The sequence below is a fragment of the Acididesulfobacillus acetoxydans genome, from assembly GCF_902729405.1.
GTDB lineage: Bacteria > Bacillota > Desulfitobacteriia > Desulfitobacteriales > Desulfitobacteriaceae > Acididesulfobacillus > Acididesulfobacillus acetoxydans.
Map to the genome: position 1 here is coordinate 591,556 of NZ_LR746496.1, position 13,324 is coordinate 604,879.

Below are 13,324 nucleotides of genomic sequence, written 5' to 3' on the forward strand. Positions count from 1 at the left end.
GTTGCAAAAGAATGGGGAAAATAGCTGTCGTCTCGTTCCGGTCACTTGACACTTCTCTTGGACGTTGGATATAATATAAGCGATTCTAGCTAGATTCATCACAAGGAGGAATTTGCTTCGTATGGCCATTGCGGTTGGCACAATTGTTGATGGGGTGGTCACTGGGATTACTAATTTTGGGGCTTTTGTCGAATTGCCCGATAAGGTGACCGGACTGGTTCACATTTCGGAAGTTGCCGATGCTTATGTGAAAGATGTAAGAGATTATCTGAAAGAACAGGATCATGTCAAAGTCAAAGTGATTCATGTGGATGAAAAGGGCAAAGTAGGTCTATCGATCAAGCAAGCTAATCCCAGTTCGAGGCCGAATCGTGAGCGCCGCCTGCCAACCGTATCTTTCGAGGACAAATTGGCTAAATTCATTAAGGACAGTGATGAACGTCAGCTGGAATACCGACGGGCCACGGAATCCAAGCGTGGAGGCAGGGGTTCGGGTCGTTATTAGAAAGCAAAAGGTCGCCCGGAGGCGGCCTTTTTGGTCGTAAGCGGAAAGCCGGTTTCCCCGAAAAAAACCGATTGTGCGCTCGGCCGACCGTCTGCTTGAGCGGGCGCGGCGCCGGTCGGGTTTTGGCACGGGTCTTCCCGGCGTAACAGGGCGGGCCCGGGGTTCGGGGCGGCGGCCGAGGGGGCTTGATTTTTAGGAAATCCAGTCGAAAGATGTTCTGATTTCTTGACACCAGTAGACAGGCTTTGACGGGCTCAGGGGCTATAATGTTACCATTAAATGGTAAGAGGTGACATTATGGCTGATTGGGCAACACTTAAGATTGAACAAAGCGTTCGTAAGCAGAGAGTTTCCTTTCAGACTTTGGCGCTATCCCTTTTCTTGGGCGTAGTTCTGGCCAGAGGGGCGGTATTGAACATTTATCCTTTCGGGCTGGCTTTGGGCGCGGCCCTGATCCTGAAGGGCGGGAAAGGAGCGGCACTGGGATTACTCGGTATTATCGCCGGAACTCTAACCCTGCACGACCTGCCGCTGGCCCTTGAAATTACGATTGTTCTGGTGCTGCTGAGTCTTTTGGCGCCCCTGATTCGCCGCGGCAGGCATGCGCCCGTGTTCCAGAGCTTGACGGTGACCGCCCTGACGTGCCTGGTGTTTGCTTTAGCTTTACTTAGGAACGGCGCGGACCCCACGGCATTTTTTTCCGTCGGGGTCCAGGGGGTTTTGGCCGGGGGGTTCAGCATCATTTACGGCTACGCCTTGAACCAGGAGGAGGCCCTTTGGCGAGGCGAGTTTAACCGGGAACAAGGCATGGCGTGGCTTCTCCTTCTGATTGGTGCCATCAGCGGCTTGCAAGGACTTAAAATCGCGGCCATCGATTTCCCGGTTGTGGTCCTCAGTTTCTTTGTTCTTTTTGCCGCCGGGCGCTTTGGGGCGGGAACGGCGTCCGGGGTGGGGGCGTTGTTGGGTTTCTTGCCTGAGTTGAACTTTCATGTCCAGAACCTCATGGATGCCGGGATTTTCGGGCTGGCCGGCTTCTGTACCGGAGCCTTCCAGCGCTTTGGCAAACTGGGGATCGGTTTGGCCTTTTCAGCGGTGACGCTGTCCCTGACCGTATTTTTGCGGCAGGAGGCCGTGTACTCTCAGCTGGTCTCGTCGGGTCTGGGGCTCTTGCTCTTCCTGTTGTGGCCGGAAGCGGCCCCGCGTAAGGATTTTCTCAAGCCTAAGCCCATTCCGGAAGTGGAAGCAACCGTCAGTAAAGTGAAAGTGCTGGCAGACATTTTTGACCAAATCGCTTTAAGTTATCAGGCGGCGGAGGCAGAAACAACGACCCTGCGCCCGGAGATTCCCGAACTGATGAATGTCCTGGTAGAAAGGGTCTGTCAAAACTGTCCGACCATTGCGACCTGTTGGGAGCGGGAGTTTTATAAAACGTACCGTTACCTGTTTGACCTTTTCTCATTGGTGGAAACTCACGGCAAGGTACGGGTGCAGGATCTGCCCGTGGAATGGAAAAGGCAATGCGGACGTTTAAAAGAAATGCTTTTGGGTATACAATTTATCATGGAGCAGGAGAAAAACCAAGAGGCATGGCGGCGGAGGCTGGCGGCCAATCAAGAGGCCATTGCCCGGCAGTTTCAAAGCGTGTCTCACGTGATAGGAAATCTGGCCAAGGAGTTAAATGCCCGCCATAACCGACAGGACGTGAAACCGTCAAACTTGGCTCGGCGCCGCCGGCATTTTTTGGATGTGGGGGTGGGCTCTTTCAGTAAAAGCGGCAGCGGAATTAACGGTGATAATTACGCTTCCTTGGCCTTTTCTCCCAGCCGCCATGCCTTTGTCATCTGCGATGGTATGGGAGTGGGGCAGAATGCCGCCAAGATGAGTGCCATGGCCCTGACACTTCTGGAACAGTTGATGAACACGGGTTTTGACCCGGTGGAGGCAGTGCAGGCTCTGAATTCCATGTTAGTCCTGCGTTCCCCGGAAGAGAGTTTTGTGACAGTCGACCTGGCCATCCTTGCTTTGGAGACAGATGAGCTGACGTTTATCAAAGCGGGAGCTGTTGCCAGCTATATCGCGGGTCCGGAAGGGATAGAGGCCTTCAGCGCCGGCGGCCTTCCGGCCGGGATCTTGGACCAAATCGAGGTGCCGGTGCTTGAGACGGTCTTTAAGCCCAGCCAGGTTTTGGTCATGGTGAGCGACGGTATTCCGGACGCCGTGCGTGACGGAGGAGACTGGCTCAAGGATTTTCTGGAGCGGGAGCAGGCCGCCGGTTCTCAGGAACTGGCAGATAAAATTGTGCAGGAGGTTCGCCGGCTGAGCGGCGGCGAAATACAGGATGACGGCGTAGTGTTGGTTGTGCGTAAGAACTTTTGGAATGAAGGGTGAAAGAAGGACGTGTCAATGTACCGCAGGCTCCGCGCCCAGGTGCTGCCGGAGCTCATTCCGGCTCGGAGCCGGATCCTGGTCGCCATTTCAGGCGGTCCGGATTCCGTAGCTTTGAGCCATATTTTGTGGCGCTATTCCCGGGAGGCGAAAGAACGGGAGATCACTTTGGTCCTGAGCCATGTTAACCACCGGGCCCGGCCGGAGGCGGAAGATGAAGCGCGGATGGTCGTCAGATTAGGGCGGGAATGGGGTATTCCCTGTTTGGTGCACGAGTTTAAAGCGAAGGATTACGCCAAGGAGATCGGGCTTTCTTTTCAGGAAGCGGCCAGGAACTGGCGTTACGCCCGCTGGCAGGAAGATATGCGCCGAGAGGGGTGCCAGCTCCTGGCGACTGCCCATCACCTCAATGACCAGGCGGAGACAATCCTGTACCGCTTGTTGCGAGGCAGCGGCAGCGCCGGCTTGGCAGGTATTTATCCGCAGAGGAACGGGGTCATTCGCCCTCTCCTTTCGGTGCGTAAAGAGGAGATCCTGGCTTATTGCCGGGAGGAGAATTTACCCTATGCCTTGGATCGTTCCAATGAAGAGCCGGTGTACGCACGCAACCGGATCCGCCTGGAACTCATCCCCCTTTTGCTTGAACGCTATAATCCGCGCTTGTTGGAAGTGTTGGGGCGGACGGGGGATCTGATGCGTTGGGACGAGGAGTATTTGGCGGCTGCCGCGGCTGCGGAATGGGAAAAATACGTGCGGGAAGAAAGTTCGGAGGGAGTCTGCCTGAGCCCCGAGGTGTTCGGGCTGGCCCCGGCCCTCTTTTCCCGCCTGCTGCGCCGGGCAGCGGCTGTCGCCGGCGGAGAACCCAGGGGACTGGGGTATGTTTATGTTGAGCAGATCCGCCAAAGCCGGGGCATTTCCGGTTGGCGGCAGGATTTACCGGGAATTGTGGTTAGCATAGATGAGAAAGGGCTTTGGCTGTTACCCAGGGCCGCGGCAGCGGGTAAAAACAGGCCGGGGATTTCGGAAAGTGAGGAATGTCCGGGGACAGCCGGGGAAACGGAGATCTTCCGGCAAGTGCCGTGGGATAGATTCACGGTCTGCGGGAAGACGGGGCTAGAGGTTGGGTTGTTTAGGGATTGTGAGGACGGCGGCGCGAACGGTAAATATCCGGCCGGAAACGGGGAACGGGGTAAAGGGGCGGCAATCTTAGTGTTAGATTCCGCTTCCCTTAGGGGGGCACGGGAGCCGTTGGTCGTGCGCACACGCCGGCCGGGCGATAAAATGTGGTTTAGGGGGGTCGGGCATAAGTCTCTCAAGAAGATTTGCCAAGAAGCGGGAATCCCGTCGGGGCAGCGGGAGAAAATGCTCCTTCTCGCTTCCGGGAACGAAGTGATCTGGCTTCCCCCGCTGCGAAAAAGCGATCTTTTTGCACCGCGGGAAGGCGGCCGAAATGTCTGTTGTATCTTGCGCCCAACCAAGGATCCGAGTCCGGAAATCCCCTGAGCACATTCGTTGTATAATGAAATTGTGCGTGGTATAATATGTAATATTGCTTCGAAACGAGGCGGTTTTCCACTAGAGAGGAGGACCCTTGACTTGAAATTTTTCAAGAACATCGCAATTTATTTATTAATTATCCTTTTGGCGGTTATGCTGATTAAATGGCAAAGCCCTCCCGCCAATAAGGACCTGAGCCTTGATTATAACAGCTTCAAAAAAGCCGTGGTCTCCGGCCAGGTAGCAGATGTCCAGGCGGTTACGGATAAGACCGTCAATCAATATTCAGTGACCATGAAGGACGGAAAAAAATACGATCTGGTGGGTCCTGCTTTTGATCCGACATTGCTCGGGGATCTGTACAAACAAAATGTCACACTTAATTTCAGTCAGCCGGCGCAGCCGCCTTGGTGGACCGGCCTTCTGTCGACCTTGCTCTTCCCCTTACTTCTCGTCGGGTTGTTTTTCTTTATGATGCAGCAGACCCAGGGCGGGGGAAACCGGGTCATGCAGTTCGGCAAGAGCCGGGCGCGCTTGGTCAGCGAGGATAAGAAAAGGATCACTTTCGCCGATGTGGCGGGAGTTGAGGAAGTCAAAGAGGAGCTTGAGGAAATCGTCGAGTTCTTAAAATATCCTAAGAAGTTTAATGATTTGGGGGCCAAGATTCCCAAAGGAGTTTTGCTTTTCGGCCCTCCGGGAACGGGGAAAACCTTGTTGGCCCGGGCTGTGGCAGGAGAAGCGGGGGTGCCTTTTTTCAGCATCAGCGGCTCTGATTTTGTGGAGATGTTTGTGGGAGTGGGTGCCTCCCGTGTGCGCGATCTGTTCGAACAGGCCAAGAAAAATGCTCCTTGTATCGTCTTTATCGACGAGATTGACGCGGTGGGGCGGCAAAGGGGGGCGGGTCTCGGCGGCGGCCATGATGAGAGAGAGCAGACGCTCAATCAACTCCTGGTGGAAATGGACGGCTTTGCCGGTAATGAAGGGATCATCATCATTGCCGCGACGAATCGTCCGGATATTCTCGACCCGGCTTTGCTGCGCCCCGGCCGCTTTGACCGCCAGGTGGTGGTTGATGTGCCGGATGTCCGGGGCCGGGCTGCCATTCTTGGGGTCCATGTTAAGAATAAACCCTTGAGTCAGGATGTCGATCTGGATGTGCTGGCGAGGCGCACGCCCGGCTTCACGGGGGCGGATCTGGCAAATCTGGTCAATGAGGCGGCCCTGCTTTCGGCCCGTCGCAGTGAAAAAGAAGTCGGAATGCAGGCGTTGGAAGATTCGATTGAGAGGGTCATCGCCGGTCCGGAAAAGAAGAGCCGCGTGATCAGCCCCTTCGAAAAGAAGCTCGTTTCGTATCATGAAGCGGGACATGCTTTGGTGGGAGAGATGTTGACCCATACGGATCCGCTGCATAAGGTTTCCATTATTCCCAGGGGGCGTGCGGGCGGCTATACCTTGCTGCTGCCGAAAGAGGACCGTAATTATATGACCAGGTCCCAACTGCTCGACCAGGTGACCATGCTTTTGGGGGGGCGGGTGGCTGAGGCGGTCGTCTTGCACGAAATAAGCACCGGTGCCTCCAATGACTTGGAAAGGGCTACGGGTCTGACGCGTAAGATGATCACCGAGTTGGGCATGTCCGAGGAACTCGGCCCCCTCACTTTCGGACATAAAGAGGAACAGGTTTTCCTCGGCCGGGATATTGCCCGTGACCGCAACTACAGCGAGGCGGTTGCTTACGCCATCGACAAAGAAGCGCGCAGGATTATCGACGATTGCTACCAGAAAGCGGAGAGCGTAATTCGGCAGAATCTCGATAAACTCCACGTGATCGCACAGGCCCTGATGGAGAAGGAAACTTTGCAAGCGAAGGAATTTGCCGATCTTATGGCCCAGTTTGACCAAGGACAGGCGGTGGCCGCGACTCCTCCGGCGGCGGAGGAAGTGCAGCCGGGGGGTGATTCCGGCGTAAAGACAGAGGAAGCTCAGGTGCCGGATGATTCCGGCGCGAAGCCGGAGAATTTGTCTTTGGACAGGGAATTTGACAAGTTGACTAGGCAAGGACCAAGAACGGAATAAGGGGGATATGGCAGGTGGAACGGACATTCATTATGCTCAAGCCGGATGCGGTACAGAGGGGCTTGATTGGTCAGATCATCGCCCGTTTTGAGGCCAAAGGACTGAAGCTGGTCGGGATGAAGCTGAAGCGAGTCGACCGGGCTTTAGCCGAAGCGCATTATGCCGAACACCGGGGGAAAGGTTTTTTTGAGCCTACGGTGAATTATATAATGTCCTCCCCGGTTGTAGCCATGGTTTGGGAAGGGAAAAATGCGGTGGCGGCGGCCCGGGAACTGATGGGGGCCACCAATCCGGCCGCTGCCGCCCCGGGTTCTGTCCGGGGCAGCTACGGGATAGATATCAGCCGTAATGTCGTCCACGGTTCAGACTCCCCGGCGAGTGCCGAGCGTGAAATAGGCTTGTACTTTAGGCCGGAAGAGGTTCTGTCTTACACCAAAGCCGGGGAGGATTGGCTGAGCGAATAGCGAACTGAGACGGGACACTGGCGGGTGTCCCGTTGTGATCCGGGAAGGAATTGGGGTGCGGGCATGGTCTGGTTCAAAGAGAAACGTTATCTGATCGCTTTGGCAGCGCTAATGGTGGGATTTCTCTTCATTATGCTGTTGAAAGCTCATGGTCTGGCCGGAAATCCTTCCGCCCAAGAAGGCACCCTGCCCAGCCTGATCCAGACGGAGCAAGAAAACCAGCAGCTGGCAGCCGACAATGATAAATTGCGTCAGGAATTGGACAAATATGCCCAGGGAGAGAGTGCGTCTGCTTTGGCCAAGCAGCAGCTTCGGGACGCGGAAATGGACGCCGGGTTGGTTGCGGTCCATGGTCCGGGTATACGGATAACTTTGGATGATGCCAAGGCCAGGGGCACACAGACAAGCCCCGAAAACTATGTTATTCACGAGGCTTACATTCGCATGCTGGTCAATATTCTCTGGAACGGCGGAGCGGAGGCGATTGCCGTGAATGGCCAGAGGATCATGAGCACGACGGAAGTTTTCTGCAGCGGGGCTTATATCCAAATCGGGGGGACGCGCCAAGTGCCTCCGTACGTGATTGAAGCCATCGGGGATGCACATAACCTGCAATCTGTCTTGCAGTTCGCTTACACTTGGGACCGCCTGGGCGATTTTCAGCAGCAGTACGGGATTACGCGGAAAATAGAAGCGGTGAAAGATTTGCACCTGCCGGCAGGGTCCTTGGCGAAATTTCAGTATGCCCAGCCGGTTAAGGAGGGCTCATGATGAAACGCTGGAAAAGACGACTTGCCCTGCCCGTCAGTCTGGTGGCCATCGCCTTGGGTTTTTTGATCTCTCTGGCTATGCAGACGCAAAAGAATGTTTCCGCGGCGGAAGAGATCAACGCCCGGCGTATGGCGGCCGCTCACGCTGTCCTCTCCAATGTCCAGGGCCAGAATGCCCAACTGAAGAAGATAAATAAAGAGCTGACGGCCCAGCTTGCTCAGGACCGCAGTTTGGGCGGCACCGATCCGAAGGTGCTGGCTCAGTTGGCTCAGGTGGAAATTCAGGCGGGGTCAAGTAAAGTTCAAGGACCGGGGGTACAGATTTTTATCGATGACCGAAAACAGGACCATAATCTGACGTTGCCTCTGAGCCCCGATAATCTGCTGGAAATTATCAATACCCTAAAATTTGCGGGGGCGGAGGCTATCAGTGTCAACGGCCAGCGTATCGTAGATTCAACGGCGATTGTCTACAGCGGCAGTTCCACGATTTTGGTCAACCAGGTCCCAATCACCCGGGTGGAGGGTATCCCTTACGAAATCGACGCGATTGGGAATCAAAATACCTTGGTGGATTTCTTCACCAACCTGGAAGGAAGCATGCTCAAAGCCAACGGGATAACCTTCAGTATTATGCGCAAGACCGTTGAGGTTCCGGCCTACAAAGGGGCTTGGACATTTCGCTATGCCCGGGCGGACTAACCTCCGAGTATTTTTTTCGGTTTTTTGGGCATGATTTATCAGCGATCGGCAGGAGAATTAAGTTGGATAGCGAATCAAAAACAAGGTGACAAACAATTGTACTTTTGTCAAAACATTTTATCTGGTCGACTCCTTGCCCGGGGTTAGGCAGGGGGTGGGATGAACTGAAGGGAGAGGAAAAGAAAAATGCCGTATGATGCCACAGAGCTGAAAGACTGGCAGATTGCAGAACTGGCGGACAAGAACATACCGACGCCGGAACAGTTGGTGGAAATGCTCGCGCTGCAGAAGGATGAACTGATTCCTTATGGCCGGACACCGAAAGTGGACTTTCTCAAAGTCATGGAACGCCTGCAGAACAGGCCGGACGGCAAGTACATTGAGGTGACCGCGATTACCCCGACTCCGCTCGGCGAAGGAAAGACCACCACGACCCTTGGCTTAATCGAGGGTTTGGCCGTGAGGGGCAAAAATGTGGGCGGCGCCATCCGCCAACCTTCGGGCGGGCCGACCATGAACATCAAAGGAACCGCCGCGGGTGGCGGGAATGCCCTTCTGATTCCTATGACCGAATTTTCCCTGGGTCTGACCGGGGACATTAACGATATTATGAACGCCCACAATTTGGCCATGGTTGCGCTCAACGCGCGGATGCAGCACGAAGCCAACTATACGGATGAGGAGTTGGCTAAACGTAACCTGCGCCGCCTGGATGTGGATCCGAAGAATGTGGAAATGGGCTGGATCATCGATTTTGCGGCCCAAGGGTTGCGCAATATCATGATTGGCTTGGGCGGCAAGAAAGACGGCTTCCTGATGCAATCTAAATTCGGAATTGCCGTAAGCTCCGAACTGATGGCTATTTTGGCCATCGCCAAGGATTTGCCGGACCTAAGAGAACGGATCGGGAAAATTGTCGTCGCTTACGACAAGACGGGCAAACCCATCACCACTCATGATCTGGAAGTTGACGGCGCCATGGCGGCTTGGATGCGCAATACGATCAACCCGACCGTCTGTTACACGGCGGAAGGGCAGCCGGTCTTTGTCCATGCCGGCCCGTTTGCTAATATCGCCATAGGTCAGTCTTCGATTATTGCCGACCGGGTTGGCCTGAAAGTATTTGATTATCATGTCACAGAGAGCGGCTTCGCCGCGGATATCGGCTTTGAGAAGTTCTGGAATGTCAAGAGCCGTTTGAGCGGTTTGAAGCCCAATGTATCCGTCCTGGTGGCTACGATTCGCGCTCTTAAGATGCACGGCGGCGGCCCGGCCGTTGTTCCCGGGCGTCCCATTCCGGAGGAATATGTCAACGAGAACTTGGGACTGGTGGAAAAAGGCTGCGCAAACCTCTTGCACCACTTAAAGACCATTCAGAAATCGGGGATTAAGCCGGTGGTCTGCATCAACGGCTTCTATACCGATACCGAGGCCGAGGTCAAGTTGGTCAAGAAAATCGTTACGGAAGCGGGCGGGCGCTGCGTCTTGTCCGAGCACTGGCTCAAAGGGGGCGAAGGTGCTCTGGAACTGGCGGATGCCGTGATCGAAGCCTGTGAAGAAGAAGTGGACTTTAAACCCCTTTATCCGCTGGAAATGCCCCTGCGCCAGCGGGTGGATTTAGTGGCCCGGGAAGTGTACGGAGCCGATGGTGTGGACTGGGCTCCGGAAGCGGAGGCAAAGGCCAAGCGCTTTGAGGCGGATCCCGCTTACGCGGATTTCGCGACGATGATGGTTAAGACTCATTTGAGTCTGACGCATGATCCGACCTTGAAAGGCGTTCCCAAGGGCTGGAGATTGCCGATCCGGGACGTGCTGGTCTATGGCGGGGCCAAGTTCCTCTGCCCGATGGCCGGGACAATCAGTCTGATGCCGGGCACCAGCTCAGACCCGGCTTACCGGCGCATTGACGTTGATGTGCAGACCGGAAAAGTGAAGGGGCTTTTCTAACAGGGCCTTTCCCAAAGGAAATACGCTTAGAGATCGTCCCCGTGTGCGGGGCGGTCCGGACGGAGGCGGAAAGAGTCTGGCAACGGATTCTTTCCGCTTTTTCCAAGGCACAGGGCTCGGCTTCGGAACAGGGTTTTGCAATATTTGCTGCCGGGGCCCCGGGCGTTCAGCCCGAATTCCGGCTTTCGATGACCAAAAGGCTTAGCCGTTGCCCCCGGCTTCAGGTGGCTTTAGCCCTGGGGGAGTTTCAGTGCAGGGGGTATCGGAATGAGGCGGCTGAACAAACTGATACAGAGCCCGGCCTATCAAGCGTCTCTGGCGAAAACGGCCGCAATGGAAAAGGAGCGCGTCTATTGCAAACACGGGTTTGATCACCTCCTCGCTGTGGCCAGGATTGCCTATGCGTACCTTTTAGAGCGAAAAAACACGGATTATCCTCGGGAAATTGTTTATGCCGCGGCTCTCTTGCATGATTTGGGGCGTTGGGTGGAATACCAGAGTGGGGAAGATCACGCGTCGGCCGGAGCGCGGCTGGCGGAACCCCTGCTGCAGGCCGGCGGGTTCGACGGGCGGGAATCCGCCCTGATCGTGACGGCGATCAAAGAGCATCGCCGGAAAGGGGAAAAGGACGTCAGCCCTTTGGGAGAAGCCTTGGCGCTGGCGGACGACTGGTCCAGGGAATGCCGGGACTGCGGGGCGCAAAACACTTGTCACAAATTTTCTCCGACGATGCTTGAGCTTTGGTATTAGGGAGGGTTTATCGGCGTGAAGGATTATGGCATGCGTTGGGTTGAGATGGAGAATCTTGCCGAGGCCAGGAACGCTTTGAGTTGGATCGGTTCGGATCAAAGGGGCATCGCGGTCATGGCAGGCAAGTCGTTGGCTCGCGCGATCAAGCTGGAAAAGGTCCCGTTGCGGGCGGCGCACGTTCTCAAGCAGGAAATGTTGGCTGCGGGCGGGGACGCGGCGGTTCACCGCAACGTGATTGTGAATAAGGTTGAACAGACGGATGTGCTTCTTCTGGGGACATTCCGGCAATTAGGGCATGTGGCGCAAAAACTTGCCGTCCAGCCTTTCGGCCTGAAGGACGTGGGAGAGGCTTTGAAACGGCTCCTTGTGCTTTCTGAACCGCCGAAAGAGAGAAGCTTGGATTGCCGCGGCCTGACTTTGCCCCTTGGGAAAAGGACGTTGGTCATGGGGATCTTGAATGTGACACCGGATTCTTTCTCAGACGGGGGCAGGTTCGCCGGGGTGGAGGCGGCCGTCAGGCAAGCCGAGCGTCTGGCCGAAGAGGGTGCGGATATCCTGGACATCGGCGGAGAGTCGACCCGGCCCGGTCACCGGGAGGTGAGCCCGGAGGAGGAGTGGGCCAGGCTGGAGCCGGTCCTCAAAGTCTTAGTCCGCGAGATGTCGATTCCGCTTTCCGTGGATACCTGGAAAGCGGAGGTTGCCGGCCGGGCCATGGAAGCCGGCGCCCACATGATCAATGATCAGTGGGGGCTGCAAAGAGACCCGGAGATGGCGCGGGTCGCGGGCCGATATCAAGCTCCGGTGGTCGTCATGCACAACCGGACGGGGACGGACTACCGGCATATGATGGGCGATATACTTGAGTTTCTGCGCCGGAGCTGCGCCTTGGCGGCTGAACAGGGGCTGGCGGAAGACCAAGTGATTGTCGATCCGGGCATAGGTTTCGGTAAAACCACCGAGCAAAATTTGGAGGTCATGGCTAGGCTGGGAGAACTGAAAGCGCTGGGACACCCCATTCTCTTGGGGGCTTCGCGCAAGTCCATGATTGGGAATACCCTGAAGGTGCCGGTGGACGAACGGTTGGAAGGGACCTTGGCGGCCAGCGTCGTCGGGGTTGCGGCGGGTGCGGACATCATCAGGGTTCACGATGTTCAGGCTAACCGCAGGGCAATCACGCTGGCGGATGCCATTTACAGGGGGCAAAGGGGTGTGCATTATGGCGGGGCCTGATGTTATTCACCTGAGGGGTTTGGACTTCTATGCCTTTCACGGGGTCCTGCCGGAGGAACAAAGGCTCGGTCAAAGGTTTACCGTCGATTTAGACCTGTATTTGGACTTGCAAAAGGCCGGCAGTTCCGACGAAGTGAAGGATACCGTCAATTATGGGGATGTCTATCTGACGGTAAAAGAATGCGCGGAGAGCGGTCCTGTCAATCTGCTCGAGCATTTGGCCGAGCGGATTGCCCAGAGGGTCCTGGAGCGTTTTGCCTGCTTGGAGGTGCGCGTAGAAGTGCATAAAGCGCAGGCGCCGGTGCCGGGAATTTTCCGGGATATCGCGGTTGAAATCCGGAGGAAAAAAGACGGGATCCGGAGGGAAAAGAAGCGATGAATGCTTTCCTGGGATTGGGGGGGAATTTGGGCGACCGCGGGTTCTACTTGAGAGAGGCCGAGGAGCGTCTGGCGCGTTTGGGTGTCGAAATTGTCCAAGCCTCGGGGATTTACGTGAGCAAACCCTGGGGAGGGATAGCTCAACCCGATTTTTGGAATATGGTCTTGCGGGTTCGAACCTCCCTGGAACCGTTGGAGCTTTTGCGGGTATGCCAGGACATCGAGCTCGGGCTGGGGCGCGAACGCCAAATACACTGGGGGCCGCGCACGATAGACATTGATATTCTAATCTGCGATAATATTGTCAGTGCGGGGCCGGAACTTATCCTGCCCCATCCGTACTTGGAGGAGAGAGCATTCGTCCTGGCACCGTTGCGGGAGATCGCACCCGAACTTATTCTGCCTTCCGGGCGTCCGCTGCGGGAGGTTCAGGGGCGAGGTGAGGTCTGGCCAGGGGATGGAGCCTGAAGGATATGATATGCGGTCCGGAAAGTCAGTTCCGGCAAACGGCAGCGGAGGCGCGCTGTATTGCCGGAGCGGGCGGGCATAAGAACAGGGCCCGGGGCCAAGACTAGGAGCAGAAGGGAATTGGAGCCTGACAAAAGAACAGGACCCGGCCG

At 56.0% G+C, this 13,324-nt stretch carries 12 protein-coding genes; all 12 read left to right on the forward strand.

Annotation, left to right across the window (positions count from 1 at the left end; all coding sequences use genetic code 11):
- The first annotated feature begins 121 nt into the window (after positions 1-121).
- The 12 genes from MNU25_RS02595 (at position 122) to folK (ending at position 13,172) form a co-directional block, all read left to right on the forward strand.
- A complete protein-coding gene (locus MNU25_RS02595) occupies positions 122-505 on the forward strand; it encodes a S1 RNA-binding domain-containing protein (RefSeq protein WP_240983657.1) in 384 nt (127 codons plus the stop codon).
- Between the two features lie 297 nt (positions 506-802).
- Positions 803-2,893: a SpoIIE family protein phosphatase gene (locus MNU25_RS02600; protein ID WP_240983658.1), complete on the forward strand. Its 2,091-nt coding sequence runs from the start codon at positions 803-805 to the stop codon at positions 2,891-2,893.
- 15 nt (positions 2,894-2,908) lie between these two features.
- Positions 2,909-4,393, forward strand: coding sequence for a tRNA lysidine(34) synthetase TilS (gene tilS, locus MNU25_RS02605; RefSeq protein WP_240983659.1), 1,485 nt, complete (start codon positions 2,909-2,911; stop codon positions 4,391-4,393).
- Between the two features lie 93 nt (positions 4,394-4,486).
- Entirely contained in the window at positions 4,487-6,463 is a 1,977-nt protein-coding gene (gene ftsH, locus MNU25_RS02610; RefSeq protein WP_240983660.1) for an ATP-dependent zinc metalloprotease FtsH, read from the forward strand.
- A 14-nt stretch (positions 6,464-6,477) separates the two neighbouring features.
- Positions 6,478-6,927, forward strand: a complete 450-nt coding sequence (ndk, locus tag MNU25_RS02615; RefSeq protein WP_240983661.1) for a nucleoside-diphosphate kinase — start codon at positions 6,478-6,480, stop codon at positions 6,925-6,927.
- 63 nt (positions 6,928-6,990) lie between these two features.
- Complete coding sequence (locus MNU25_RS02620; protein WP_240983662.1) at positions 6,991-7,698, forward strand: DUF881 domain-containing protein; 708 nt, start codon at positions 6,991-6,993, stop codon at positions 7,696-7,698.
- The gene (locus tag MNU25_RS02625) at positions 7,698-8,399 is read left to right on the forward strand and encodes a DUF881 domain-containing protein (RefSeq protein WP_240983663.1); all 702 of its coding nucleotides are present in this window, start codon (positions 7,698-7,700) and stop codon (positions 8,397-8,399) included. Before MNU25_RS02620 ends, MNU25_RS02625 begins: the two co-directional genes overlap by 1 nt.
- Positions 8,400-8,585: 186 nt before the next feature.
- On the forward strand, positions 8,586-10,346 hold the full coding sequence (locus tag MNU25_RS02630) for a formate--tetrahydrofolate ligase (protein WP_240983664.1): 1,761 nt from the start codon (positions 8,586-8,588) through the stop codon (positions 10,344-10,346).
- Positions 10,347-10,613: 267 nt separating this feature from the next.
- Positions 10,614-11,096, forward strand: a complete 483-nt coding sequence (locus MNU25_RS02635; RefSeq protein WP_240983665.1) for an HD domain-containing protein — start codon at positions 10,614-10,616, stop codon at positions 11,094-11,096.
- A 15-nt stretch (positions 11,097-11,111) separates the two neighbouring features.
- The gene (gene folP / locus MNU25_RS02640; protein ID WP_240983666.1) at positions 11,112-12,326 is read left to right on the forward strand and encodes a dihydropteroate synthase; all 1,215 of its coding nucleotides are present in this window, start codon (positions 11,112-11,114) and stop codon (positions 12,324-12,326) included.
- Positions 12,313-12,705 (forward strand): dihydroneopterin aldolase, encoded by a 393-nt coding sequence (folB, locus tag MNU25_RS02645; RefSeq protein ID WP_240983667.1) that lies wholly within the window; start codon positions 12,313-12,315, stop codon positions 12,703-12,705. The genes folP and folB overlap by 14 nt, the downstream gene beginning before the upstream one ends.
- Complete coding sequence (folK, locus tag MNU25_RS02650) at positions 12,702-13,172, forward strand: 2-amino-4-hydroxy-6-hydroxymethyldihydropteridine diphosphokinase (RefSeq protein WP_240983668.1); 471 nt, start codon at positions 12,702-12,704, stop codon at positions 13,170-13,172. The genes folB and folK overlap by 4 nt, the downstream gene beginning before the upstream one ends.
- Positions 13,173-13,324: the final 152 nt, after the last annotated feature.